Source organism: Ancylobacter novellus DSM 506, assembly GCF_000092925.1.
Taxonomy (GTDB): domain Bacteria; phylum Pseudomonadota; class Alphaproteobacteria; order Rhizobiales; family Xanthobacteraceae; genus Ancylobacter; species Ancylobacter novellus.
On sequence record NC_014217.1, the window covers coordinates 364,621 to 391,016 of the forward strand.

The 26,396-nt window shown below is 67.2% G+C and carries 22 protein-coding genes; 11 read left to right on the top strand and 11 right to left on the bottom strand.

Features of this window, described 5'->3' with window-relative positions:
* Positions 1–7 precede the first annotated feature (7 nt).
* Complete coding sequence (locus SNOV_RS01865) at positions 8–880, top strand: TrmB family transcriptional regulator (RefSeq protein ID WP_013165205.1); 873 nt, start codon at positions 8–10, stop codon at positions 878–880.
* 57 nt (positions 881–937) lie between these two features.
* Here the strand turns inward: SNOV_RS01865 and SNOV_RS01870 are convergent, their stop codons facing one another.
* Genes SNOV_RS01870 through SNOV_RS01880 form a run of 3 tightly spaced genes read right to left on the bottom strand, consistent with a single transcriptional unit; the run spans position 938 to position 5,811 of the window.
* Complete coding sequence (locus SNOV_RS01870; protein WP_013165206.1) at positions 938–3,133, bottom strand: acetate--CoA ligase family protein; 2,196 nt, start codon at positions 3,131–3,133, stop codon at positions 938–940.
* Between the two features lie 10 nt (positions 3,134–3,143).
* A complete protein-coding gene (locus SNOV_RS01875) occupies positions 3,144–4,679 on the bottom strand; it encodes an acyl-CoA carboxylase subunit beta (RefSeq protein ID WP_013165207.1) in 1,536 nt (511 codons plus the stop codon).
* A gap of 55 nt (positions 4,680–4,734) precedes the next feature.
* Positions 4,735–5,811 carry a mandelate racemase/muconate lactonizing enzyme family protein gene (locus SNOV_RS01880; protein ID WP_013165208.1) on the bottom strand — a complete coding sequence of 359 codons (1,077 nt, stop codon included), beginning with the start codon at positions 5,809–5,811 and terminating at the stop codon, positions 4,735–4,737.
* A gap of 426 nt (positions 5,812–6,237) precedes the next feature.
* On the opposite strand from SNOV_RS01880, the gene SNOV_RS01885 reads away from it, so the two are divergent.
* The 8 genes from SNOV_RS01885 (at position 6,238) to SNOV_RS01920 (ending at position 16,788) form a co-directional block, all read left to right on the top strand.
* Positions 6,238–7,209 (top strand): tripartite tricarboxylate transporter substrate binding protein, encoded by a 972-nt coding sequence (locus SNOV_RS01885; RefSeq protein ID WP_013165209.1) that lies wholly within the window; start codon positions 6,238–6,240, stop codon positions 7,207–7,209.
* Positions 7,210–7,285: 76 nt separating this feature from the next.
* Complete coding sequence (locus tag SNOV_RS01890; protein ID WP_013165210.1) at positions 7,286–7,789, top strand: tripartite tricarboxylate transporter TctB family protein; 504 nt, start codon at positions 7,286–7,288, stop codon at positions 7,787–7,789.
* Positions 7,790–7,797: 8 nt separating this feature from the next.
* On the top strand, positions 7,798–9,324 hold the full coding sequence (locus SNOV_RS01895) for a tripartite tricarboxylate transporter permease (RefSeq protein ID WP_013165211.1): 1,527 nt from the start codon (positions 7,798–7,800) through the stop codon (positions 9,322–9,324).
* Positions 9,321–10,214: an HpcH/HpaI aldolase/citrate lyase family protein gene (locus SNOV_RS01900; protein ID WP_013165212.1), complete on the top strand. Its 894-nt coding sequence runs from the start codon at positions 9,321–9,323 to the stop codon at positions 10,212–10,214. Before SNOV_RS01895 ends, SNOV_RS01900 begins: the two co-directional genes overlap by 4 nt.
* Before the next feature lie 235 nt (positions 10,215–10,449).
* Complete coding sequence (locus SNOV_RS01905) at positions 10,450–11,337, top strand: ABC transporter substrate-binding protein (protein ID WP_041782698.1); 888 nt, start codon at positions 10,450–10,452, stop codon at positions 11,335–11,337.
* A gap of 82 nt (positions 11,338–11,419) precedes the next feature.
* Positions 11,420–13,045 carry an amino acid ABC transporter permease/ATP-binding protein gene (locus tag SNOV_RS01910; RefSeq protein ID WP_013165214.1) on the top strand — a complete coding sequence of 542 codons (1,626 nt, stop codon included), beginning with the start codon at positions 11,420–11,422 and terminating at the stop codon, positions 13,043–13,045.
* A 67-nt stretch (positions 13,046–13,112) separates the two neighbouring features.
* Positions 13,113–14,351 (top strand): acetamidase/formamidase family protein, encoded by a 1,239-nt coding sequence (locus tag SNOV_RS01915; RefSeq protein ID WP_013165215.1) that lies wholly within the window; start codon positions 13,113–13,115, stop codon positions 14,349–14,351.
* A gap of 100 nt (positions 14,352–14,451) precedes the next feature.
* On the top strand, positions 14,452–16,788 hold the full coding sequence (locus SNOV_RS01920; protein WP_013165216.1) for an acetamidase/formamidase family protein: 2,337 nt from the start codon (positions 14,452–14,454) through the stop codon (positions 16,786–16,788).
* A 4-nt stretch (positions 16,789–16,792) separates the two neighbouring features.
* Here the strand turns inward: SNOV_RS01920 and SNOV_RS01925 are convergent, their stop codons facing one another.
* Complete coding sequence (locus tag SNOV_RS01925) at positions 16,793–17,620, bottom strand: oxidoreductase (RefSeq protein ID WP_013165217.1); 828 nt, start codon at positions 17,618–17,620, stop codon at positions 16,793–16,795.
* 96 nt (positions 17,621–17,716) lie between these two features.
* On the opposite strand from SNOV_RS01925, the gene SNOV_RS01930 reads away from it, so the two are divergent.
* Entirely contained in the window at positions 17,717–18,631 is a 915-nt protein-coding gene (locus tag SNOV_RS01930) for an AraC family transcriptional regulator (protein ID WP_013165218.1), read from the top strand.
* 27 nt (positions 18,632–18,658) lie between these two features.
* Here the strand turns inward: SNOV_RS01930 and SNOV_RS01935 are convergent, their stop codons facing one another.
* The 5 genes from SNOV_RS01935 to SNOV_RS01955 form a co-directional block, all read right to left on the bottom strand.
* The gene (locus SNOV_RS01935; RefSeq protein ID WP_013165219.1) at positions 18,659–19,966 is read right to left on the bottom strand and encodes an NAD(P)/FAD-dependent oxidoreductase; all 1,308 of its coding nucleotides are present in this window, start codon (positions 19,964–19,966) and stop codon (positions 18,659–18,661) included.
* Between the two features lie 86 nt (positions 19,967–20,052).
* On the bottom strand, positions 20,053–20,799 hold the full coding sequence (locus SNOV_RS01940; RefSeq protein ID WP_013165220.1) for an amino acid ABC transporter ATP-binding protein: 747 nt from the start codon (positions 20,797–20,799) through the stop codon (positions 20,053–20,055).
* Positions 20,796–21,608 (bottom strand): amino acid ABC transporter permease, encoded by an 813-nt coding sequence (locus tag SNOV_RS01945; RefSeq protein WP_013165221.1) that lies wholly within the window; start codon positions 21,606–21,608, stop codon positions 20,796–20,798. Before SNOV_RS01945 ends, SNOV_RS01940 begins: the two co-directional genes overlap by 4 nt.
* Before the next feature lies 1 nt (position 21,609).
* Complete coding sequence (locus SNOV_RS01950) at positions 21,610–22,326, bottom strand: amino acid ABC transporter permease (protein WP_013165222.1); 717 nt, start codon at positions 22,324–22,326, stop codon at positions 21,610–21,612.
* A 25-nt stretch (positions 22,327–22,351) separates the two neighbouring features.
* Positions 22,352–23,176 carry a transporter substrate-binding domain-containing protein gene (locus SNOV_RS01955; protein WP_013165223.1) on the bottom strand — a complete coding sequence of 275 codons (825 nt, stop codon included), beginning with the start codon at positions 23,174–23,176 and terminating at the stop codon, positions 22,352–22,354.
* 199 nt (positions 23,177–23,375) lie between these two features.
* Between SNOV_RS01955 and SNOV_RS01960 the strand changes: the two genes are divergently transcribed.
* Positions 23,376–24,140, top strand: coding sequence for an IclR family transcriptional regulator (locus SNOV_RS01960; RefSeq protein WP_013165224.1), 765 nt, complete (start codon positions 23,376–23,378; stop codon positions 24,138–24,140).
* A 7-nt stretch (positions 24,141–24,147) separates the two neighbouring features.
* Here the strand turns inward: SNOV_RS01960 and SNOV_RS01965 are convergent, their stop codons facing one another.
* Positions 24,148–24,849, bottom strand: a complete 702-nt coding sequence (locus SNOV_RS01965) for an SDR family NAD(P)-dependent oxidoreductase (protein WP_013165225.1) — start codon at positions 24,847–24,849, stop codon at positions 24,148–24,150.
* A gap of 10 nt (positions 24,850–24,859) precedes the next feature.
* Positions 24,860–26,182 (bottom strand): NAD(P)/FAD-dependent oxidoreductase, encoded by a 1,323-nt coding sequence (locus SNOV_RS01970; protein WP_013165226.1) that lies wholly within the window; start codon positions 26,180–26,182, stop codon positions 24,860–24,862.
* Positions 26,183–26,396 lie beyond the last annotated feature (214 nt).

A 26,396-nucleotide genomic window follows, 5' to 3' on the forward strand; every position in this document is an offset into this window, starting at 1 on the left:
GACCACATTGGCAGGCAAGCTGGCCATAGCGGCAAATGAATCGGATGACCTCCTCGCCGATCTGAAGCGGCTCGGGTTCACCGAGTACGAGGCGAAGATCTACATCCAGTTGCTGCGCATGCCGCCCTCGACCGCCTATGAGATCTCGAAAGGCGCCAATGTCCCGCGCCCGAACACCTATCACGCGCTGGAAGCGCTGGCGCAGCGCGGCGCCGTGCTTCCGGTGAGCGAGAATCCGGTGCGCTATGTGGCGGCACCGCCCAACGATTTCCTGGCTGCGCTTTCCAACCAGACCCGCGCTCTGTGCGCGGATCTTTCCGAGCGCCTCTCCTCAATCGCTCCTTCGTCGAAGGGCGAATATGTCTGGATGCTCAGAGGCGAAGGCAACGTCCACTCCAAGATCGACACGCTGATCGAGGAAAGCGACACCTCGATCTGGATCAAGGCCAGCGATACGGTGCTACGCCGCCACAAAGAGGCGCTGCGGAAGGCCGCGGCCCGCGGGATCGAGATCTTCATCGTCCTGTTCGGGCCGGATGCCGAGGAGTTCCGCTTCGGCCCAACCTGCCGGGTCTACATCCATGAGGGCAACGGCGTGCGTATGGGCACGACGGACAATCTTTTCACCGTTTCGATCGATCACATCGAGACGCTGACGGCCACCGTGGAGGGCGAGGTGGTCGCCGCCTATACTCGCAACGGACCCATCGTGAATCTCGCGGAATCGCTGGTGCGCCACGACTATTACATGGCGGAGATATTCGCCCGCCTGGGGCCACAGATCGACGAGGCGTTCGGCCCCTATCTGCGCGACCTACGCCTCGCCTGCTTCTCGCCCGAACAGGCCGCCTCGTTCAAGAAGCGCACCGGTCTTAGCTGACATTCCGGAACGTTCAGCCGGGCTCGTAGGGGCGGTCCTCGGACCGCCCCTCGTTGTTCAACGCCCATTCAGTCGCCGCTCGAGATGCCCGATGCCGGCGAGAGCCTTCGCCGCCGGCGCGATCTCGTCGAAGACCGGCACGCCGATGGCGCGGGCCTTCTCGCGATAATGGCGCCGGCGATCGTCGAGCGCCGCCGAGCCGTCCGTGCGCAGGGCCAGGGCGAAATGCGGCCCTCCGGGCCATTTCTCCTTGGTCTGTCCCACCACCGTGAACAGGTTGTCGATGGGGTCTACCGAACCGCGTCCGACGAAGGCGGACAGGTTGAGGTGCATCAGCACGGCATCGGGATGGGCGTGGCCATAGACGATGTCGAGGATTTCGCCGGCGACGAAGCCGTCCTTCTCCTGCAGCGTGCGCACCGGCGTGTCGATCGGGTTGGCGACGCTGGTGCCCGGCGGAAGCTTCATCGCCTCCAGCAGGCGGCGTGCTTCCTCGCCATAGGGCGCCACCTCCAGCCCGGCACCCGCGAAGGCGTCCGTACCCAGCACGCTCGATCCGCCGCCATTGCCGAACAGGGTGACGGTGCGGGTGGGATGGTCCGGATGAAGGTCGAAATGCTGCAGCGCCAGCAGCAGGTCGATGAACTCGTCCACCGTGGCGACGAGGACGGCGGGCGTCTGCTTCTGCAGCGCTTCCCACGCCTTCTCGTCGCCCGCGAGCGCGCCGGTGTGCGAGGCGGCGGCCAGCCGTCCGAGAGCCGAGCGCCCGCCCTTGAGGATGACGACCGGCTTGCTCGCCTTCTTCAGCTGCTCGTAGAAGGCGCGCCCGTGCTTTACGTCCTCCATGTAGATGCCGATGGCCCGGGTCTGCGGATCGGCGAGGTAATAGGCCAGCAGCTCATGCGGCTCCACATCGGCACTGTTGCCGATGGTCACCGCGCCGCTGAAGCGCAGGCCCCGCCATTCGCCGCGCTTGATGATGTCCGTCGTCAGTCCGCCCGACTGCGAAATCACACCGATCGTGCCGACTTCCTTCGGCGCCTCGGCCGGAAAGGTGAGACCGCCGCGGGGGGAATAGGTTCCGAGGCAGTTCGGCCCCAAGATCCGCGCTCCGCCCGTGCGCCCGCCCTCGACGAGCGCGTCCTGAAGCGCCTTCCCGTCTTCCAGCTCACCGAAGCCGGAGGAGATGACCTGAGCGATGCGGCAGCGCCCGCCGGCAGCGGCGAGGATGCCGGGAATACGTTCGGCGCCGACGGCGATATAGGCGTAGTCCACCGGCTCGGGCGTGTCGGCGAGGCTCGGATAGGCCTTCAGCCCCTCGATCTCTTCGGCCGCCGGATGGATGGGGTAGATGCTGCCCTCGTAGCCGAAGGCCTTCATCCGGCGGATGAAGGTGTTGGCGATGGCGACGTCCTTGGTCGAAGCGCCGAGCACCGCCACGGTGCGCGGCTCGAACAGCGGGCGGAAAGCGTCGAGCGGGGACGCGTCTGGCGCTTCGAAGGCAATGTCCGCTTCCGCCTGCGGTGTCAGGATCACTCGCGCGTCGACGGCCACCGCGCCGTTCTGCGAGGCGATCACCGGATTGAGGTCGAGCTCGGCTATGTCGGCCTGATGGCGCATCAACAGGCCACCTGCACCGCCGATGCGCAGCATGATGTCGATGAGCGCCGCCTTGTCGATGCCCGCCTCGCCGCGCGCGCCGTCCAGCAGGGCATGGCCCTTCAGCTCGGCCAGCATCTCCTCGGCATCCTTCGCCTCGATCGGGCAGATGCGGAAGGAGATGTCGCGCAGCACTTCGACGAAGATGCCGCCGAGCCCGACCATGATCATCGGGCCGAACTGGGGATCGCGATAGCCGCCGATGACGATCTCGCGGCCGGACGGCATCATCTCCTCGACCAGCCAGCCATCGACCTTGGCGGCGGCGATCAGGGGCTTCGCCGCCATCGCTTCCACCGCCGCACGCACGGCGTCGGCGTCGGCCAGACGAAGGGCGACGCCGCCGGCATCGGACTTGTGCAGGATGTCGGGCGAGACGACCTTCACGACGAAGGGCCCGTCGAGCTCTCCGGCGATCTCAGCCGCCTGAACGACGTCCGCCGCGAAGCGCGAACGCGGCACGCGCACGCCGAAATCGGCCAGCAGCGCCTTGCCGGCCGCCTCATCGAGGCTGCCGCGTCCATTGGCGCGCGCCTCGGCGATGAGCGCTTCCCCGCGGGCCGCGCGTAAGGTGTGGGTATCCTGAACGGTCATGATCGGCCCCTCAATAGCTCGTCGGCCAGGTGCGCATCAGGTGCTGGCCCAGGCCGCCCGAGCGCCGGCGACGCTGGATGTCCAGCATGCGGATGACCCAGGCGCGGGTCTCCTGGGGCTTCACCACGTCCTGCGCGGAGAAGATGCGGGCCATGTCCCAGATTTCGAGGTCCTTCTGGATATGCGCCAGCGCGTCCTCGAAGCCCTCCTGCCCGGCGGTGAGATTGTGGACGATGCTGGTGGCGAACACCGGGTCCATGAAGCTCACTTCGGCGGTCGGCCAGGCAATCATCGCGTCGTTGTGGGCGCCGCCGCCCATCGCGACATAGGCGCGCCCATAGGCCTTGCGGCACAGCACGGTGACCGAGGGCACCGTGGTCAGGCAGGTGGCGTTCATGAAGTTCATGATGTGGCCCGGCGCGCCGCGCCGCTCGGCCTCGGTGCCGACGACGAAGCCGGGCGTGTCGACGAGGCGCACGATCGGCAGGTTGAAGCTGTCGCACAGCACGGTGAGGTCGATGATCTTGCGGCAGGCTTCCGCCGAGAGCGCCCCGCCGCCGACCTGGGGGTTGTTGGCGACGACGCCCACCGCCTGCCCGTTGAGCCGGGCAAGACCCACCACCGCCGACTTGCCGAAGCGGGCCTTGACCTCGAAGAAGCTGTCGCGATCGAAGATCACCTCGATGATCTTCTTCATGTTGTAGACTTGCGTGCGCTTCTCCGGCAGCACGGCGAGGATGCGGTCCTGATCCTCGCCCGATCCCTCGGTGACGGGCGCATTAGGTGCGAGCTCGCCATTGTGGCTCGGCATGTAGGAGAGGAACTGGCGGATCACCGCCATCGCCTCGGCATCGGTGTCGACGAAATAGTCGATGAGGCCGGTCTGCTCGGCATGCAGCCGCCAGCCGCCGAGCTCTTCGAGGTCGACCTTCTCGCCGATGGCCATGGACACGAGGCGCGGGCTCGACACCGACATGATCGAGCCCTTCTTCATCACCGCGAAGTCGGCGCAGCAGCAAAGCCAGGCGGACGAGCCGAAGGAGGTGTCGAGCGCGGCCGCGACCCACGGCGTGTCCCGCATGCGCTTGAACTGGGTGGTGTCGTTGCCGAGCAGCGCTCCCATGCCCTTAGAACCCATGGCGTCGGGAAGGCGCGCGCCGGTGGACTCTCCGATATGGAGGAAGGGCATGCCCCGCTCGGTGCAGGTGCGACGGATATAGCCCATCTTCTTCGAGTTGGTGGCGCTGGTGGAGGCGCCCTTGGTGGTGAAGTCGTTCACCACCACGCCGACGTCCCGCGCCTCGATCCTGCCGAAGCCGGTGATCTTGCCGTCGCGGGGCGTCGCCTCGACATCGGCGTCGAACACGCCGGAAGCGCCGAGCAGCCCGACCTCGAAGAAGCTGCCGGGGTCGACGAGAGCGTCCAGCCGCTCCTTGGCATTGAGCTGGCCGCGCTCGGCGCGCTTGGCCAGTTTATCCAGCCCACCCATGCGCCGCGCCTGCGTGCGGCGCTCGTCGAGTTTCTCGAGCATTACGTCGTGAGGCATCTTGGAATCCTGCATCTTGCTGAGGACGTCACCGATCGGAGTGTCGGCAGGCGCGTCAGGCGGCTACGTCGTGGGTCGCGATGGTGGCGCGCTCGACCGCCGCGCGATCGAGCTGCGGGCGATAGCCGGCGGGCATGCGGACCTCGCCGCTCTCGAAGGGAAGCGGGTTCTCGAAGAGGCCGGTCTTCGGCTTCAGGAAGCCGTTGAACTCGCCGGCATTGTCGACCGTGTCACGCGCGACGCAGGCCTCCAGCCAGCCCTGCACCTCGCTGCCCAGGCCGTCGCCCAATACCGGGCTCATGCCGTGCGCCCGGACCGCATTGAGGCCGTCGGCCAGACGCTGGAGGCTGCCGAAGCGCTTGAGCTTGAGCTTGCAGAAGCCGACCCTCTCGATCTTCGCCGCGCGCTCGATATCGCCGAGGGTGCAGATGGGCTCGTCGAGCATCAGCGGCACGGTCGAGGCGGCGGCGACCGCGGCATTCGCCTCCCAGTCGTCGGAATCGCAGGGCTGCTCGAACAGCTCGATGCCGGCGGGATCGAGCCGCGAGGCGAAGGCGATGCCCTGTTCGCGGCTGAACGCGCGGTTCGCGTCGAGGCGCAGCGTGGCGCGCCCGGAAACGACCTGCTGGATGGCGGCGACGCGCGCCAGATCGGCGTCTACGTCCTTGCCGACCTTCACCTTGAAGGTGCGAAAACCCTCGCCGATCCATTTCTCGACCTCGGCGGCGATCGCCTCCGGCTCCAGGGCGTTGATGGGCGTCAGAAGCGGCTGGCTGCGGGTGTCGGTGACGTCCAGCAACTCGCTGCCTTCGAGCACCTCGATGGCGGCGGTGAGAGCGGTGGCGGCGACTTTGCTCTTCGCGAAATCGGCGAGGACGATCTCCTTCGCATCCGCCGGCGCCTTGCCGATGATCGCGTCCATCTTCGCCAGGCAGAACGCCCAGCCTCCCTCCCGGGTCTCCGAGCTCGAGCCGGGAGAAATATGAGCATCGGCGAAGCCCGTGCAGCCGTCGCTGTCCTCGACCTCCACCAGATACGGCTCGAATTCATCGAAGGTCCGGTAGGACAGGCGATAGGGCCGGATCAATGGCAGCCGAAGGCGGCTGAGACGTATGCGTCGCAGGCGGCTCATGGTGGCGTTTCCTCGATTGCGGCGCCTGCACCGACACGCCTTCTCCGGCGCGCGGCGTTCAGCCGCCAATGACAATTTCAGGCTCGTTTTGATTAGTTGTTGCTATTGCTACTACGAACTTTTAAGGTGCGCAATGTGGATCATTCGATCCCGGTGTCGATCGCTTCGATGTCGTGAAAAAGCGACGGAGAAGCCGCACCGCGAGAGGATTTCCGTCGCAGCTGAAATGTCGAGCGGGCGGCCTGCGACAAGTGCCCCATGCACACTCACCTCATACTGAGTGGTATGGGCAAACTTAACGGAAACACTACACGCACGATCGACGCCAATCGTCGTGCGGATAAGCCGAAGGATACTTGGAAAGGTTCAGCCGAAGGCCAGGATAGAGCCCGCAATAAAGGGCCTCCGAAACTAGGGAGAACGATCATGCTGAAGTTCTTGCTTCGAACGGCCGCGCTCGCGGCCGCTATCGCCATGATGCCGGCGGGCGCCAGGGCCGACTTTCCCGACAAGCCGATCCGCTATCTGCTCCATGTCTCGCCCGGCGGCGCCACCGACGTGATGGCGCGCAAGCTCGCCATTGCGATGGAGAAGATCCTCGGCGTGCCGCTCGTCGTGGAGAACAAGCCCGGCGGGCGCGGGGCGACCCAGCTGGCCGAGCTCGCAGCCGCCAAGCCGGACGGCTACACCATCGGCGCCGTCACCTCGACCCATATCGGCGCGTTCAACCAGACCCTGAAGCAATACAAGGTGGACAGCTTTGACTGGATCGCCCGGCTGGTGAACGAGCCGTACCTGATCGTGGTCAACAAGGACAGCAAGATCACGTCCATGAAGGACCTCGTCGAGGCCGCCAATGCCAAGCCCGGCAGCGTCGTGATGGCCGGCTTCGTGCGCGGATCAGGCGGACATTTCGCCTGGGAGATCATGGCCAAGTCGGCTGATCTCGACAGCAAGAAGGTGCGCTGGGTGCCCTTCGACAGCGTCGGCGACGCCGTGACCGCGGCGCTCGGCAACCATGCCGAAGTCGCCATCGCCTATGTCGACCTCGTCAAGACCCATGTGCAGGCGGGCAATCTGCGCGTCGTCGCGGTCATGTCCGACAAGCGGGTGCCGCAGTTCCCGGATGTGCCGACCCTGAAGGAACAGGGCTACGCCGCCGACACCTCGTGGCAGCAGATGCGCGGCATCATCGGCCCGAAGGGCATTCCCGAGCCGATCAAGGCCAAGCTCGCCGACGCGGTCAAGCAGGCGCTCGAGACGCCTGAGCTCAAGGCCTACATGGAGGAATCGGCGCTGGTTCCCGCCTTCCAGGGCCCGGCGGACTTCACGGCGACCGCCCAGCGGGAGAACGCCGCCACCAAGGAATGGATGGCGACGCTCGGACTGACGCGCTGACCGTCGAGGAATCCGCCGGAGGCCGCATGGCGGCCTCCTCCTTCCGGCATTCGACCGAGAGAGCCTGACCGTGACCATGGCAACTCAACACGACGAGCCGACCGTCGACGTCTCCGCCGAGCCCAAGGATCTCAGCTTCCGCCTGGAACTGGGAGACGCCCTTGCCGGGGCCGCGCTCCTGGCGTTCGCCGTCACGTTCTGGGTGCTCGGCGCCGACATCGATGACGGCGGCGGCTATGGCGTCGGCGCCGCGACCTTCCCGCGCGGCATCGCGCTGTTGCTCGGCATCGGCGCCTTGGTGCTTCTGGCCAACGGCCTCGTGCATCTGTTCGGTCCGCCGAGCGGGCATCTGGTGACCATCGGCCGGCCGCTGCATGTCATAGCGGGCATGGGCCTGATGCTGGCCTTCGCGCCGGCCATGCGGCACCTCGGCTACTACCCGACCATGGGCGTCTTCCTCGCGGCCCTGCTCTGGGTCGCCGATTGCCGTCGCCCCCTGCACATCCTCGCCTATGTCGCGGGCTTCCTGCTGTTCAGCAAGGTCGTCTTCGAGATGGTCCTCTCCATCCCACTGCCCTGAGGTGCGCCATGATCGATGGATTCCTAGCGGGACTCTCGGCCTTCTCCTCCTGGCAGGTCATGGCCGGGCTTCTGGGCGGCGTCGTCATCGGCTACGTCGTCGGCGCGCTTCCCGGCCTGTCGGCCGGTGTCGGCATGGCGCTGCTCATTCCCTTCACCTTCGGGCTCGATCCGGTGGTGTCGGTCGTCATGCTGGTGAGCCTCTATATGGCTTCGGAATATTCCGGCGCTATTCCGGCCATCCTCATGAACACGCCGGGTGAACCTTCCTCCGCCATAACGGCGCTGGATGGCTACCCGATGCGCGAGCGCGGCGAGGCGGGCGAGGCGCTGACCCTGTCGATCCTCGGCTCCGCCGTCGGATCGATCATCAGCACGCTGCTGCTGATCTTCACCGTGATGTGGATGACAAAGATCGCGCTGGCTTTCGGCCCGACGGAATATTTCGCCCTCGCCGTGCTCGGCCTGAGCCTGATCTCGACGCTTGCCGGCCATTCGATCCTGCGCGGCTTCATCGCGCTTCTCTTCGGACTGCTGCTGACCACCGTGGGCGCCGATCCCGTGGACGGCGTGATGCGCTACGTCTTCACCGACAACCTGCTCGGCGGCTTCCCCTTCATCGCCGCACTGATCGGCCTGTTCGCGCTGTCCGAGGTGCTGCGCATGCTGGAGTCGCCGGGCGACCGCGTGACCCCGCTGAAGGAACTGCCCGGCCTCACCGCCCAGTTCGGTCTCCTGAAGCCGCACGCCGGCAATCTCGTGCGCTCGACCTTCATCGGCTACATCCTGGGCGTGATCCCCGGCGCCGGCGCAACGATCGCGTCCATCACCGCCTATTCGGTCCAGAAGCGCCTGTCCAAATCGCCCGAGACCTTCGGCAAGGGCAATCCGGAAGGCGTCGTCGCCGCCGAAACCGCCAATAATGCCTGCATGCCCGGCGCGCTCGCGCCGATGCTTGCGCTGGGCATTCCCGGCAAGGCGAGCACGGCCGTCCTCGTCGGGGCGCTCGCCATCCAGGGCGTGCGGCCGGGGCCGCTGATCTTCACGCAGCACCCGGAGATTCCCTACTCGATCTATATCGCGCTGCTCGTCGGCATGCCCTTCATGGTGCTGCTGGGCCTGTTCGGTTCGCGCCTATGGGTGCGGCTGACGACGATCCCGGCTTCGGTCGTGACCGGCATAGTGGCTGCGACCTGCCTGCTCGGCACCTATTCGGAATCCAACGACATCTTCGCGATCGGGGTCGCGGTCGGCTTCGGCATCGTCGGCTATCTTCTCTCCAAGGTCGACATTGAGCCGGCTCCCATCGTGCTCGCTCTGGTGCTGGGCTACATGATGGAATCGAACTTCCGCCGCAGCCTCGTCATGTCCGGCGACGACATGGGCGTGTTCCTCAGGGAGCCGATTTCCGCGGTCTGCCTCGTCCTGGCGGCGATCATCTTCGTCGCGCCCTTGTTGCAGAACCTGCTGGCGTGGCGACGCCGGCGCGGCGAACTGGATATCCGGCCGGGCGCCGACACGGAGGTGTCGCGATGAACGGCGAGCGGCCTCTGCGCAGCGTCCTCTACGTGCCCGGCATCAGGGAGCGGGCGCTCGAGAAGATACGCGAGCTCGATGTCGATGCTCTCATCATCGACCTCGAGGATTCCATTGCGCCCGAGATGAAGCCGCAGGCGCGCGAGAATGCCTGCCGCGCGGTGTCGGCCGGCGGTTATGGCTTCCGCCAGGTCGCGATCCGCGTGAATTCGCGGGGAACCCGGTGGTTCGAAGACGACCTCGCCGCGGTGGCGGCGGCCGGTCCCGACATCGTGGTGCTCAGCAAGGTCGAAGCGCCCGACGACATTGGCGAGGCCCATCGCCTTCTCCGCTCTGCGGGGGCGGCGCCGGGCCTCCAGCTCTGGGCGATGATCGAGACGCCGCTTGGCCTGCTCGACCTGAGCGAGATCGTGCGGGAGGGTCGCAAGCAGCCCGACAACAGGCTCGCGGGCCTCGTGCTCGGCACGAATGACATCGCCAAGGATACCGGGGTGCTGGCGGGTGACGATCGCGCGGCCATGGTGCCGTGGCTGCTGAACGCCGTGCTGGTCGCGCGCGCTCACGGGCTTTCGGTGTTCGACGGTGTCTATAACGCCTTTACGGACATGGACGGGTTCGTGCGCGAATGCGCCCAGGGCCGCCAGCTCGGTTTCGACGGCAAGACCCTCATTCATCCCTCGCAGATCGCTCTGGCCAATCGCCTCTTCGCCCCCGCGGACGAAGACGTCGCCGAAGCCCTCACGATCGTCGAAGCCTTCGCCCTGCCGGAGAACGCGGACAAGGGCGTCATCACGCTCGGCGGCAAGATGGTCGAGCGGCTGCATGCGATGTCCGCGAAACGCCTCATCGCGATAGATGCTGCGATCAAGGCTCGCGGATCCTTCGCCTAAGGTGCTCCCCGCATTGGGCCGGCGCCGGATATGCCCATCTGGTGGGCAGCACCTGCCCGATTGTTGGTAGCCCGGCATCCAACAATCGGTACGTCCGCAGACAAGTCTTCCCAGGGCACCCTGCGCAACACTCCGCTCCTCAGTTCCGGTCACCGCGCCATTCGCACGCGGAAGCAGAGGAGAAGGTTCAGTGGCACTCGATCTCGACACGCATTCCCGTGCGAAAGGCGGCCCGATGGGCGCGCGGCTGCGCTCGGCGCTCCTTGGCGTTCTGGGCCTCGCACTCGCCACCGGCGGGCTCGCGACCGCCCTGCCGCAGCAGGCCGAAGCCTCCATGCCGGCCGCCTGCGCCGCGCTTCAGGCGAAATATCCCTCGCTGAAGGGCAAGACCCTCATCAACGCCATCAACCCGCACACGCCGGGCTACGAGACCATCGATCCCGCCGACCCGACCAAGTATATCGGCTTCGACATCGATCTCGGCGAGGCCATCGGGGAATGCCTCGGCTTCAAGCTGACCTACAAGCCGGTCACCTTCGCTGCGCTGCTGACCACGCTGCAGGCGGAACAGGCCGACATCGTCATCTCCGACATCTACGCCACCAAGGAGCGCGCCAAGGCCGCGGACTTCATCACCTATCTCAAGGTGTTCGACGGCGTGCTGGTCGCCAAGGGCAATCCGAAGGGCATCGACGGCATCAACCTGTCCCTGTGCGGCGCGGTGGCCGCCGAGAACACCGGCTATGTCGAGGTGCCGCTGATCCAGGCGCTGGAGGCCGAGTGCAAGAAGGCGGGCAAGCCGGCGCCCGAAATCCTGCTCTTCGACAACAACGCCAATTGCATCCAGGCGATCCTGGCCGGGCGCGCCGACACCTACATCAATGACGTCAACACGGTGGACGGCGCCGTGAAGGCCTATCCGGACAAGTTGGCGAAGGCGACGGCGGTGACGCTGCCCTATTCGGTGGGCATCGCCGTGCCACGCAACAAGGTCGAGTTCCGCGACGCGGTCATGGCTGCGCTGACCGAGATCCAGAAGTCCGGCCTGCAGGCCGAGCTGATGAAGAAGTGGAACCTGCCCGCCGAGCAGCTGGAAAGCCCGAAGCTCGTCCTCGCCGACTGAGCGATCCGTCAGGCGCCACGGGCGGGCTCTCCGCCCGTGGTCCCGTCTGCTCGATGTCCCGTGCCATAGCCCGGAAAGGCCGATGGATCTCTTCCTGCATTATCTGAGCATGCCGTACCTGATCGACGGCGTGGGCTACACGCTGCTGATCACGGTGCTGGGGCTCCTCGGCGGGCTCCTGATGGGCGTGGTGCTCGCGGCGATGCAGCTCAGCCGCTTCCGGGCGCTCGCCATCATTGCCCGAGGCTATTCGATCATCTTCCGCGGCACGCCGCTGATCCTGCAGATGGTGTTCTGCTACAACGCCCTGCCGCTGATCGGCATCAAGCTCACTGCGATCTCCGCCGCGGGGCTCGCGCTGGCGCTCAACGAGGCGCCCTTCATCGCCGAGATCCTGCGCTCCAACGTCATAGGTGTCGACCGGGGCCAGGTGAGTGCCGGCCAGGCGCTCGGCATGACGCCGGCCGCCATCATGCGCCGGGTGATCGCGCCGCAGGCCATCCGTTCCATGGTGCCCGCGCTCGGCAACGAGGCGGTGAGCGCGCTGAAGAACTCGTCGCTCGCGTCGGTCGTGGCGGTGCAGGAGCTCACCCTGCGTTCGACCCAGCTCGCCTCGGCGACCTTCGACTTCTTCTCCATCTTCTTCGCCTCGGGGCTGATGTACCTGATCCTCACCGGGGCCATCGCGGTGATCCAGATCGTGGTCGAGATGCTGCTCGACCTCGACCGTCCGCCGCCCAAGGAACAGTTGCGACGATTTCTGCGGGCGATGCTGCCGGGCCGCGCCGAACCGGTGCCGGCAGACGCCGCCGGTGCCGTCCCGCCCGACGTCGCGAAGGAAATCCTTGAAGAAATCGCCGTCGATCCGCTGCCGCCGGCATCGCCGAAGGCCGCGCTGGCGCGGCCGGATCGGGAGGCCCGCGCCCGCCGCCTTGCCGGCAATAACGTTGCGGTCGAGGTGAAGGGGCTGCGCAAGCGCTATGGCGACCAGACCGTGCTCGACGGCATCGACCTGACAGTGCGCGCCGGCGAGGTCGTCGCGCTTCTCGGCCCGAGCGGCTCGGGCAAGTCGACGCTGCTGCGCTGCATCAACCGGCTGGAAGGCTGGGAGGACGGCACCATCCGCGTCGGCGGCCGCTTCCTCGGCAGCGACGAGGCGGGACGCCCGCTCTCACCGCGAACGACCGCGCAGATGCGCGCCAGCGTCGGCGTCGGCATGGTGTTCCAGCAGTTCAACCTGTTCGGCCACCTGACCGCGGAGGAGAACATCGCCGGGCCGCTGCGCTGGGTGCAGGGGCTGTCGCGGCTCGATGCCCGCCGTCGGGCGCAGGAACTGCTTGAACGCGTCGGCCTTGCCCACCGCGCCGATGCGCTGCCGCGCCATCTCTCTGGCGGCCAGCAGCAGCGCGTCGCCATCGCCCGCGCCGTGGCGCCCGGTCCCAGCGTGCTGCTGCTCGACGAGCCGACCTCGGCGCTCGATCCCGAACTCGTGGGCGAGGTGCTGGAGGTGATCCGCCGCCTCGCGGTGGAGGACGGGCTCGCCATGATCATCTCCACCCACCAGCTGCATTTCGCAGGCGATGTGGCCGACCGGATCGTCTTCCTCGCCGGCGGCTCGATCGTCGAGGAGGGCCCGGCCCAGCAGGTTCTGCGCGAGCCGCGCCATCCGCTCACCGCCCGCTTCCTCAGCACCATGGCCGCCGATTGACGGCGGCTCTACCCGTGCCTCCGGCAACGCAGGCCGGGCGCCGACCTTTCCTCCAACGAGGCTCCCTATGACCAAGCACCATCTGCCCGCCACTCCTGACACCGTCCATTGGGGCTATTTCAGCCGGACCCTCGACCCGGTGCTGACGCTCAAGTCCGGCGAGCGGGCGGTGATCGAGACCATCACCCACCACGCCAATGACGATTACGAGCGCATGATCGCCGGCGACCGGGCGGCGGAGGAGATATTCCTCTGGACCAAAGAGGCGAAGACCCTGCGCCGCCGCGGGGCGGGCGCGACCGAGGGGCCGTTCACCTATGGCTCGGGCGAGGGGCTCGGCGTGCATCTGCTCACCGGCCCGATCGCGGTCGAGGGAGCAGAGCCGGGCGACGTGATCGAGGTGCGCATCATCGACGCCTGGCCCCGCCCGAGCGCCAATCCTGCCTATCAGGGCCGGTTCTTCGGCTCCAACCCGTCCGCCAACTGGGGCTTCCAGTACAAGGACCTGATCGAGGAGCCGAAGCCCCGCGAGGTCGTCACCATCTACGAGCTCGACATGGGCGAAGCCGCGGTGAAGGCGCTCTATTCCTACCGGTGGACGCCGCAGACCGATCCGGACGGCATCGTGCACCCGACCATCGACTATCCGGGCGTGCGGGTCGACCACGGCACCATCGTGAAGAAGGAGGGCATCCTGCCGGGCATCAAGGTGCCGGCGCGGCTGCATTTCGGCACGATGGGCCTTGCCCCGGCCGAGGCGGATTTCGTCTCCACCATCCCGCCGAACTACACCGGCGGCAACATGGACGACTGGCGCATCGCCAAGGGCGCACGGATGTACTACCCGGTAGCCGTGCCCGGCGGCCTGTTCTCCTGCGGCGACGCCCATGCCTCGCAGGGCGACAGCGAGCTCTCCGGCACCGCGATCGAGATTTCGCTCACCGGCGAGTTCGAGTTCATCCTGCACAAGAAGGAGCAGCTGGACGGCACGCTGCTCGAGGGGCTGAACCACCCATTGCTGGAGAACGACGAGCTCTGGTCGGTCTACGGCTTCAGCGTCGCCAACTATCTGACCGAGCTGGGCCCGGACCACCAGACGGAGATCCTGAAGCGCGGCAGCCTCGACAACGCGATGCGCGACGCCTTCCGCAAGCTGCGCCGCTTCCTCATGACCACGCAGAAGCTCTCCGAGGACGAGGCGATCTCGCTGATGTCGGTGGCCGCGGACTTCGCGGTGACGCAGGTGGTGGACGCCAATTGGGGCCTCACCGGCTCGATCCGCAAGAGCATCTTCGCCGGCCGCTGAGACCGCTTGGCACGGACGGGTCCTGCTCGGCCGGCGCGCGACCCGCCGCGTCCCGGGCATGATCCTTGCCTGACCGGGCCTCCATGACGAGGTCCGAAGCATGAATGCCGAGCCGTTTACTAGCGAGGCCTATGCCGAGGGCGCGCGGGAGCGCGCCTGGCAGGAGGTGCTCGGCGGCTTCGGGCTGCATTCGCTGGGTGGGCGCCAGGGCACGCCCGCCCATGCCAGCGCGCTGTCGCGGCTCTCCTCGCTCGGGGTGCGGCTCGGGACCCTCGCGGCCGACGCACAGACGCTCCGCCCGCTCTCCGGGCGCGGGGGGCTGCCGCTGCTGCTGCTGCCGGTCGAGACCACGATGGTGCTCACCATCGCGGGCGACTCGCAGATCGTGCCAGCCGGCCATGTCGTCCTCGGGCCGCGCGGGGCGGACTGGCAGGTGCAGTTCCAGCGCGGCGTGCGTGCGCTCGCGCTCTCCGTGCCGGCGGAGGCCTTCCGTGGCCGCAAGGTGGCCCCGCTCGCGGCCTGCCCGCCCCGGGTCTTCGCGCCCGACGGGCTGGCGGATGTGCTGGCACGGACCGTCCAGTCGGGCAGCGGCGCGCTCGACCGGCTCTCGGATGCGGAATGGGAAGCGGTGGCGCAGAGCGCCGCCGAGCTTCTGCTCGCGCTGTCGGCGGAACTGGCGACGACCAGGGCCGACCCGTCCTCCAGCCGCGCCGCGCTGCTCCAGCGGATCTACGCCGCGATCGAGCGGAACATCGGCAGCGAGGACGTTTCGATCGCCGAGATAGCGCGGGGCGAGGGCATTTCCGAACGCTACCTCCAGAAGCTGTTCGAGGGCACGGGTGAGAGCTTCAGTCATTATGTGCGTGAGCGGCGCCTGCAGCGCGCCTGGCACGACCTTGCCAATCCGGGCGAGGCGACGGTGCCGATCTCGGAGGTCGCCTATCGCTACGGTTTCGCCGATTCCGCCCATTTCAGCCGCCTCTTCCGCGAGCGCTTCGGGCTGCCGCCGCGGGAGCTGCGCCGGCGGGAGGCCGGCCGGCATGGCCAGGACGCGTTGCCGAGCGGCCAGCGAGGCTGGCCGCAGGAGGCGCTGGTGCAGTTGCGCGCCCGCCAGACGGAAGCCGAGCCCGATGCGCGTCGCGGCGTCGTGCTCGGCAGCGACCCGCCCGCCGATGCCCCGGAATCTCCGGCGCACCACTATCTTCCGGTCAACGCCCATCATGTGCACTGGGGCTTCTTCAGCCGCTCGCTGAAGCCGCTGCTGGAGATCGATTCCGGCGACATAGTCACGGTCGAGACACTGACCCAGCATGCCTCCGACGCGCCCGAACTGATGATAGAGGGCGATCCGGGCGCCGAGAGCGTGTTCCACTGGACCCGCGCGGCAAAGGCGGTCGACCGGCGCGGCGCGGGGCCGCTCGACGCCTCGGTGTTCGGCCGCGGCGCCGGCGAGGGCTTCGGCGTGCACATCTGCACCGGCCCCATAGCGATAAGAGGTGCCCAGCCCGGCGATGTGCTGGAGGTCGAGATTCTCGATATCGAGCCGCGTCCCTCCCGCCACCCGGATCATGCCGGCCGCGTCTTCGGCAGCAGCGTCGCGGCCTGGTGGGGCTTCCACTATTCGGAGTTCCTCAGCGAGCCGCATCCGCGCGAGACGGTGACGATCTACGAAATCCTCGCCGATGCGGACGAGCCCCACGCGAAGGCGGTGCACGCCTATCGCTGGGAGCCGCAAACGGACCCCTCCGGCGTCCGGCACCTGCTCTACGACTATCCCGGCGTGCCCGTCCGTCCCGGCACGGTGACGCCGAAGAAGGGGGTGCTGGAGGGCGTGCGCATCCCGCTGCGTCCCCATTTCGGCGTCATCGCGGTGGCGCCGCGCGAGACGGGCCTCGTCGATTCCGTGCCGCCGGCCTATTTCGGCGGCAATCTCGACAATTGGCGGCTCGGCAAGGGCGCGACGATCTACCTGCCGGTCTCGGTGCCCGGCGCGCTGCTCTCGGTCGGCGACCCGCACGCGGCGCAGGGCGACGGCGAGCTCTCGGGCACAGCCATCGAATGCTCGATGACCGGCACGTTTCGCGTGATCCTGCACAGGAAGGCCGACACCGCCGGCACATTGCTGGCCGACCTGACCTATCCGCTGATCGAGACCACCGACGACTGGGTGCTTACCGGCTTCAGCCACCCCAACTATCTCGCCGAGTTCGGCGCCGACGGCCAGAGCGAGGTCTACGCCAAGTCGTCGCTCGACCTCGCCATGCGCGACGCCTTCCGCAAGGTGCGGCGCTTCCTGATGACGACGAAGGGCCTGAGCGAGGACGAAGCCATCGCGCTCATGTCGGCGGCGGTCGATTTCGGCATCACCCAGGTGGTGGACGGCAATTGGGGCGTCCACGCCATCCTCAGCAAGCGTCTCTTCCCGGATCGGGGCTGAGCCGTCAGCCGTCGGTCGAAATGGTGACGGGCTTCCAGGCCTCGATCTCCTGCCTGAGGCGCTCGATCCGGTCCGAGACGAGGCCGAGGGCGTCGCTGCCGAGCAGGAGCTGTGGCGGAGGGGTGTCGGATTCGACGAGGCGCAGGACCGCTGCCGCCAGCTTCTCGGGATCGCCGAGCTGCTTGCCGCTCCTGGCCTGCCGAGCCTGCCGGATCGGATCGAACAGCGCGTCATAGTCTGGGATCGACCGCTCGGTGCGGACCATCGAGCGTCCGGCCCAATCCGTCCGGAAGGAGCCGGGGCACAGGGCCGTCACATGGACGCCGAAGGGTGCCATCTCCGCGCGCATGACTTCCGAGATGCCCTGGAGCGCGAACTTGCTCCCGCAGTAATAGGCGATGCCGGGCATGGTGATCATGCCGCCCATCGAGGTCACGTTGACGATGAAGCCGCGGCGCCTTTCGCGAAACCGCGGCAGGAAGGCTTTCGCAACCGCGACGGCGCCGAAGACGTTCACGTCGAACTGGCGCCGCATCTCTTCCAGCGGCGACTCTTCGAGCACCCCCTCGTGCCCGTAGCCGGCATTATTGATGAGCACGTCGACCGGTCCGTGATCGTCCTCGGCCTGCCGGACCACGTCATCGATGCGGTCGAACTCGGTCACGTCGCACAGGACCGGGCGTACCGCCGGCAGGCGTTCGGCGAGCGCTGCCCGCGTCTCCTCCGAGCGGACGGTGCCGATGACCTGGTGGCCCTCGCGGAGGGCGGCCGCGGCGATGGCGAAGCCGAAGCCGGAATTCGCGCCGGTGATGAAGAAGGTCTTGCCTGACATGAGCGCCGTTCTCTCCTTGATGGGACGGTCCATGACCAATAATCTTCCTCGAGGCGATCATCGATCCTGAAAATTATGAATGTCTTGCCAGATCCTATGAAGGCGGTGGAGGAGCGGTCGGCGCGGCGAGAGCTGGTGGAGCTGGCCGAACGTCTTGCCCCCCGCCATGGCTACAATCCGACCGGGCTCGACAATGTTCGCCTCCTCAGGACCGAGGCGGTCCTCCACGACATTCCCGTGCTTTATCGGCCGGGCGCGGTGTTCGTGCTGCAGGGCCGCAAGCAAGGCCTGCTGGAGGACGAGGTTTATCTCTATGACGAGGAACACTATCTGGCGGTGTCGGTGCCGGTGTCGTTCCGGATGCAATCCATCGCCAGCGCCGAACGCCCCCTGCTTGCCGTCTACGTCGAGTTCGACATGCGCCTCGCCGCCGAGATCGCCTCGGAAGTGGGGGTGAGGCGTGCCGAGCCGGCAGCCGGCAAGATGAGGGGCCTGGCGTCGAGCCGCATGGAGCCGGCTATCGAGGACGTCGTGCTGCGATTGCTGCGGGCGCTGCGCGATCCGGTCGAGCTCGCCGTCCTAGGCGCCGCCATCTCGCGCGAGCTGCATTACCGCGTCCTGGTTGGCCCGCAGGGCGGCGCGATGATCGCGGCCCTGCAGCAGCGCGGCACCAGCGGGAGGATCGTGCAAAGCCTCGCCCGGCTACGCGAAACCTACGATTCCGCGCTTTCCGTCGCCGCGCTGGCAGGCGAGGCGGGGATGAGCGTTCCTTCCTACCACGTCCACTTCAAGGCCCTGACCGGTAGTACGCCGATGCAGTATGTGAAGGCGATGCGGCTCCACGAGGCGCGGCTGATGATCGCCCGGCAGGACAGGACGATCGCGGAGGTCGCGGCCTGCGTCGGCTATGCCAGCCCCGCCCAGTTCAGCCGCGACTTCAAGCGCCATTTCCGGCGCACGGCCTCCGAGGAGGCCAGATGGGTCCGGCAGCATCTCGGCGAGCTTGCCTGAGCCGCGGCGAGTGCCCGACCGAGCGCCTCAGCGGCGCTCGTACCAGTCCTGTAGCCGGTACCAGGCGGCGACGATCGGCACGAACCACGGATTGCCGGAATAGAGCGGCACGGCGGTGAACTGCTCGCGGTCGAAGGCGGTCGTCCGGTTCTGCCGGCCGAGGATCTTCTGCGCCGTCTGGTAGCCGAGATAGGACATCAGCGCGACGCCGTTGCCGTTGCAGCCGACCGCGAAGTCGGAATTGTCGCGCCGGCCCATATGGGCGACCTTGTCCACCGTCATGGCGACGAAGCCGCTCCAGGCATGGCTGATCCTGTAGGCCTTCAGCTCGGGCCAAATCTCCGTCATCCGCTCATAGATCGCCGGCGCGGCGTCGCGGTCCTCGCGCTCGAAGAAGCCGGGGCGCGAGCCGAACAGGATGCGTGTGCCATCCGGCGAGGGCCGGCTGTAGATCACGTCGCGCCGCGTGTCGGAGATCATCCGGGCCCTGGGAATCAGCGTCTCGATGAGATCGGCCGGCAGTGGCTCGGTGGCGATCTGGTAGCTCTTCACCGGCACCACGCGGCGGGCGAGGTCGGGATGGCCGTCCTTGCGAGTATAACCATTGGTGGCGCTGACCACGTGCCGGGCGAGGATGTCGCCGCGCGTCGTCGGCACCCGCTTCAGCCCGCCATCGGCGTCCTGCACGGGGCCGGCCTTGGCGTGCGAGCGCAGCTTCGCGCCGCTCGCGCGCGCCCGCTGGCGCAGGGCCTGATGGTACTTGCCGGGATGCAGCCCGCCATACTCATCGACCACGATGCCACCATGATAGTAGTCCGAGCCGATCGCATGCCGCTGATTGGCGCGGTCGTAGAGATGCACGGTCACGCCGGTCTTCTCGGCGAGGATCCGGCCATTGTGCCAGGTCGGCTGGAGAAGGGACGGCGCATGCGCGCCGAAGAAGCGGCCGGTGATCTTCAGGTCGGCGTCGAGCCCTTCGCCCTGGATGAGGTTCTGCAGATAGTCGAAGGAGGAGATGCTGTCGCCGATCATGCGGTTGAACAGCTCGGGGTCGATGCCCTTGATGGCGCCGCCAACCACCAGCTTCTGGCCGCTCGAGACCATGCCGCCCGAGCGCGTCGAGCCGCCTTCGCCGATGCGTTCCCCATCGATCACCACCACGTCGAGCCCGGCGCGGGCAAGCTCGGTCGCGGCGTTGAGGCCGGCATAACCCGAGCCGATGACCACCGCGTCGGCGCGGGCCGGGAGCGGGTCGAGGTCGGTCTCCGGCTCGGCGGCGTCCCACCAATAAGGTTGGGCCTTGAAGCCCTCCGCGAAAATGTCTGCTGCCGACATTGCACTGCCTCTGCTGAATGAACGCGTGGGCTCGAGGGGCGCCGACGCGTTCGGAAATCGGGGGAGGGGGCCTAGAGCACCTGTCCCTAGAGCACCTGTCCTAGGAACTCGCGCGTGCGCGCATCCTGCGGCGCATCGAAGATCTGCGCCGGCGGCCCGCTCTCGACGATGCGGCCGTGATCGGTGAAGCAGACCCGGTCCGCCACCTCGCGGGCGAATTTCATCTCATGGGTGACGAGGATGCAGGTCAGCCTGTCGTCGACCAGCTCGCGGATGGCGGTGAGCACCTCCTTCACCGTCTCCGGGTCGAGCGCCGCCGTCACCTCGTCGAACAGGATGACCTGCGGTTCCATGGCAAGCGCGCGGGCGATGGCGACGCGCTGCTGCTGGCCGCCGGAGAGCTGGCCGGGATAGGCATCGGCCTTGTTCGACAGCCGCACCTTGGCGAGGAGGCGGTGGGCCCGCGCCTCGACCTCCCTCGCGTCGTGGCCGAGCACCTGGACGGGCGCCATCATGATGTTCTGCAGCACCGTGCGGTGCGGGAACAGGTTGTACTGCTGGAACACCATCGACACCTGATGGCGCAGCGGCCGCATCTCCTTCTCGGTCTTCAGCTTGTGGACCTCGTGCTGGCCCACGCGGATGCTGCCGCCGTCTATCGGGATCAGTCCGTTTATGCAGCGCAGGATGGTCGACTTGCCCGAGCCGGAAGGGCCGATGATGCACACCGCCTCGCCATCCTTTACCGAGAGCGAGATGCCCTTCAGCACCTGGAACGAACCGAAGCTCTTGGTGACCCCGTCGAGCTCGATCAGCGTGTCGGCGCGGTTCATAGGGCGTCTCCCTTGACCGACTGTTCCATCCGCCGCGCCAGCAGCGCGATCGGGTAGCAATAGGCGAAGAACAGGAACAGGGTGGCAATGTAAAAATAGACGATGACCCGCTCGTTCTCCATGGAAAGAAGCGTATTCAGCGTCGTAATGACGTCCTGAATACCTGTCACCGTGGCGAGAGAGGTGGCGATCATCAGCAGGGCGTAGAGGTTCATCCAGCCCGGGATCATGCGGCGCAGCGCCTGCGGCAGGATGATGCGCCAATAGATCGCCATCGGCATGTAGCCGAAGGCGCGCGCCGCCTCCCACTGGCCGGAATGGATGGACTGCACGGCGCCGCGGATGATCTCGGCGAAGTTCGCCCCGGTCGGCAGGGCAAGGCCGATCACCGCCTTGACGAAGGCCGGCACGGCGATGCTGAACCCGAACAGCCGGACGTTGAACGGGATGATGTAGAGCATCGCGAACAGCAGCACGAGCCAGGGCGAGTTGCGCAGGAAGTTCATGATGAAGAAGCAGGGCAGGCGGATCGCCCGGTTCCTCGCCATCATGCCGAAGGCGAGCAGCGTTCCCATCACCGCGGCCAGCACCATGGAGCAAAGGCCGAGGAAGATGTTCAGCACGAAGCCGCCGGTGAGCGGCCAGCCGGAGCCGCTGCCGGTGAGCAGCAGCGGCAGGCGCAGCCACACGCGCTGCCAGTTCGCGGCGCCGCCGGTGAGCGCATCCGCCGCCAGCCAGGCGACGAGCGCCAGCACGATGGCGAGCTGCACCGCGCGCTTCTTCTCGTGATAGGTGAGGGGCCACTGCATCTCAGTGGCCCTTGCCGTAGCCGGGGAAGGCGAGCGCCTGCTCGATGCGCGACATGCCCCAGGACAGAAGGCTCACCAGCGACACGTAGATCAGCAACACCAGCAGCATGACCTCGGCGGTGCGGAACGTGTCGTTGTAGATCTGGCCGGCGTAGTACATCAGCTCCGGGACCGTGATGACCGAGGCCTGCGAGGTGGTCTTGAACAGGTTGGTCAGGATATTGGTGAGCGCCGGCAGGCAGATGCGGCTGGCGATCGGCATCTCGATGCGCCGGAAGCGGGCCCAGCGGCTGTAGCCGAGCGAGCGCGCCGCCTCGGTGACCGAGTGCGGCAGGCTCTCCAGTCCGGAACGGAAGGCCTCGATGCACAGCGCGCCGCCGAACAGGCTCAGCGAAACCAGGGCGCAGTCGAAGGCCGAGAGCAGCGGCACGCTCAGCCCCGTCGCCGGGTCGGTCACGCGCAGCCCGATGGTGCTGAGCGTGAAGTAGAAGAACAGCATCTGCAGCAGCGGCGGAGTGTTGCGGAACAATTCGACGAAGAGCTCGATCAGCGCGTCGAGCCAGGCGATGCGCAGGCTCAGCGCCAGCGCCCCGAACGCGCCGATGAGGATGGCGATCGCCGAGGAGGCGAGCGCCAGTCCGATGGTGGTGAGCGTCCCGCGAAGCAGCCAGTCCTGATAGACCGGGTCGCTCAGCCAGGAATAGTCGAGACCGAACAAGAGGTAGGCTCCGCGGGACGGTGGATCACGGCTTCAGCTTGGCGGCGGCGGCCTTGGCCCGCTCGGCGATGTACTTGGCAGGGGGCATGCCGTAGGTGGTTTCCCACTCGATCAGCTTGCCCTCGGCTTCGGCCTTGGTGATCGCCTTGTTCACCGCGTCGCGGAACGCCACGTCGTTCTTGCGGATGCCGGCCGCCTGCGGGATGTACTCATAGGGGTCGACGGCGATCTTGTAGCCCGCCCAATCGGCCTCCTCGGTCTTCTGGCGCAGCGTCATGTCGTCGAAGACGAAGCCGACGCAGCGATTGTCCTTGAGCGCACGGTAGGCCTCCGGCTGCGTCTTGAACGCGGTGAGCTGGATGCCGAGGTCGCCGGACAGGTGCTTGTTGTAGTAGGAGCCCTGGATGCCGCAGAGCGTGAGACCCTTGAGCTCTTCCCACTTGCTGAAGGTCGCCGCCTTGGGGGCGATGACCGAGGGTCCCGGCGCCGAGACGTAATATTCCGAGAAGTCGATCACCTTGCCGCGCTCCTCGGTGACGCCGAGCGTGGCGAGGATGATGTCGATGCGGCCGGAATTCAGGAATTCGATGCGGTTGGCGGCGACCACGGGCACCAGCTCGAACTTGCCTTCGGGGCCGAGCAGTTCCTTGGCGATGTACTTGCCGAGATCCACCTCGAAGCCGACGATCTCGCCCTTGTCGTTGAGGAAGCCGTAAGGCGGGTAGTCGTTCTTGACGCCGATCGTCAGCGTGCCCTTGGCCTTGACGTCGGCGAGCGTGTCGGCGCTCGCCGCACCGATGCCCAGCGTCATCGCGAGCGAGGCGGCGATGGTCAGGATGGAAGTTCTCACGTTACGTCCCTCTGGTTCTGGTTGAGCATTACGTCGCGTGGCGCGAAGGTAGCGAGGCCGCGCAATGAGCCGGCTGCACCAGCAGGTCTGATCAAAAACTGACCCGCCCCCTGTCTGCTTGTTTTTTGGACATTGATTATCAGAACTTCTCACACTATAAGCTTGGGACGGCGTTTTTATCACTATGTAGAAATTCCCGATGGCAGCTCCCACGGCGAGCGGTTCGCAACTCCTCGATCGGGCGGCCTTGCTGCTCGATCTCATCGCCGATGGAACGTCGGAGGGAGCGACGCTGAAGGAGCTCGTGGAAAGGTCCGGGCTCAACACCGCGACCTGCCACCGCATCCTCAACACGCTGGTCGGGCACCGGCTGCTGGCCCGTGACGACAAGCGCAAGCGCTATCGGCTCGGGGCCAAGATGTTCATCTATGGCGCGCGGGCCGCGCGTGGGCCGGGCCTCATCAGCCGCTGCGAGATGAGCCTGTCGCGGCTGCGCAAGAAGACCGGCGAGACCACGCATCTGATGGCGCGGCACAACCACGATTCCCTCTGTCTCGATCGTCGCGACGGGGAATGCGTGGTGCAGACCCTGACCGGTTCCATCGGCGGCTCCGTGCCGCTCGGCGCCGGGCCCGGCAGCATCGCCATGCTGGCCTTCCTCGACCGCGAGGAGCAGGAGTTCATCCTGCGCGCCAACGAGCCGCGCTTCGCCGCCTTCCGCGACCTCGCCGCGGACAAGGTGTGGCGGCTGATCGAGGAGACGCGGGCGCGCGGCCACGCGGTCGACATCGGTGAACTCATCCCCGGCATTGCCGGCGTCGCCATGCCGATCCTCGACGAGACCGGCGTGCCGGTCGCCTCGCTCGGCTTCACCTTCCTCTGCGCCAAGATCGTGCCCGGCCTGGTGGAGAACTATGCGGCCCTGTTGCGCGCCGAGATCGACCTGATCGAGAGGCGGAGCTGACCGCGGGTCAGAACGACTCTTCCAGCGTCCAGTTGACCGCGAACTCGGCGACGCTCGACGTGTTGGGCAGCTCGATCAGGAAGCGGATGGCGCGGCCGATATCGGCCGGGTCGGTCAGTTCCTCGGCCGTGCGGGTGGTGAGCGGCAGCCCCATGTCGGTGGCGACGAAGCCCGGGCAGACCGCGGTCGCGCGGATGCCGAGCTCGAAGCCGGTGTGGCGCAGCGCATGGGCGAGCCCGGTGGCGGCGAATTTCGACACCGAATAGAGGCTGGAGATCGCCGATTTCACCCGTTTGCCGGAGAGCGAGGAAACGATGATCACCCGTCCCCGCCCGCTGGCGGCAAGGTCGTTCCAGGCCGCCTTGGCGAGCCGGCGCGGCGCGGCGACATGCACCTCCATCAGCCGCGCAAGTTCCTCGTCTTCGGCGGCGATCACGTCCTTGCGGATCATGATGCCGGCATTGGCCACTACCGCGTCGATGCCGCCGAAGCGGGCGCGCGCCTCCGCCACCCAGCGCTCGGCCGCGGCCGGATCGGTCGCCTCATAGGCGCAGGCCTGCACCTGGCCGGGACCTTCCTCCGCCCAGTCGGGCAAAGCCGGGCTGCGCATGCCGAGCGAGACGTTCCAGCCGGCCTGCATCATGACGCGGCCGGTGGCCGCGCCGATGCCGCGCCCGCCGCCGGAGATGAGAACGGTGCGTGCGGTCATGGCGAACCTCTCAGGCGTGAGGCGGAAGCTCGGCACCCTCGCGCCGCGCGGCGCGGGTGTCGGCGTAGCGGAAATAGCGCAGCCGCAGCTTCGGCGCGTAGTCCATGTAGAAGGGTGCCGCCTTCAGCGGCTCGACGCGCAGCGACAGGTCCTTCTCCGGCACGCCCATCGCCCATTCGGAAAGGATGCCGCCGAGCATCGAGCCGGTCGGCACGCCGCGGCCGGACAGGCCGGTCAGTGCAACCACGCCCGGCGCTAGGCCGTAGAGGCGCGGCACCGTCCGCACCTGCATGTCGAGCTCGCCATACCAGAAATATTCCCAGCGGATCGGCTGCCGGATCTGCGGGTGCAGCCATTTCAGCCGGTCGGCCATCACCTGGTGGGTGTAGGGGATGTCGCTGCCGCGCGCGCCCATCGGGAACATGGAGGCGACGATGCGGCCCTCGGCATTGTACTTGTAGACGTAGATGTCGCCGCGCCCGTCATGCATCGTGGTGTCCTGCGGCAGCACGGATCGGCGCACATCCGGGTCGAGCGGCTGGGTGGCGCAGACGAAGACCCTGAGGATCTTGAAGCTGCGGTCGAGCTTGGGCCACGCCTTCACCGTATAGGCGCCGGTGGCGAAGATCACCTTGTCGGCGACGACCTCGCCCTGCGGCGTCCTGACCTTCCAGCGCAGCCCTTCCGGCTCGACATCCTCCGCCGGCGAGGCGGTGTAGAGCGTGCCGCCCTCCTGCATCACCGCGCGGGCAAGGCCGCGGGCATAGCCGAGCGGGTTCATGTGCCCGGCTTCCTCGTGGAGCCAGCCGCCATAGAAGCGCGGGCTTCCGGTGAGCGTCTCGACCTCGTCGCGCCCGAGCAGCCGGGTGCGGGCGCCGACATCGTTGTACTGCTCGACCTTGCCTTTCAGCAGCTCGACCGCGCCGGGCCGCAGGGCGCCCATCACATAGCCGTTCTGCCGCCATTCGCAGTCGATCTGGTAGTCGCGGATCATCGCCCCCACGCGGTCGTTCGCCCGCGTCTGGCGGTGGATGAGGCGCTCGGCCCAAGGCTCGCCGAGGATCTTCCGCAGCGACGGCAGGCTGTAATAGCTGAAGGTCGGGGTGCAGTGGCCGGCATTGCGGCCAGAGCCGCCGAAGCCGGCCTCCTCGGCCTCCAGCAGCACCACCTTCACCCCCTGCCGTGCGAGTTCCAGAGCGGTGGTGAGGCCGGTGAAGCCGGCGCCGACGACACAGACATCGGCGCTGACGCGGCCTTCGAGCCGTGTCGTCTGTGGTGCCGGCGCGGCAGTGGCGTACCAGAGGGTGGTGGCGAAGGGGGAGAACTTGCTCATGGTCGTTGCTGCTGGGGCAGGCTCCAGACTCCTTGGATATCCGTAGCCGACCACGCAACCGCCGACCGCGTCAACGATGTTTCATAATGAGAATTTCATATGCTGATATTTTCACATATTGATAAATCGTAAGGTGGCACGACGTAGGCACCGGATCGTGGCAAACGGCAATGTGGCGCGTCGCGGGCTTTTTCGCGGCGCCGCACGGTGCTAG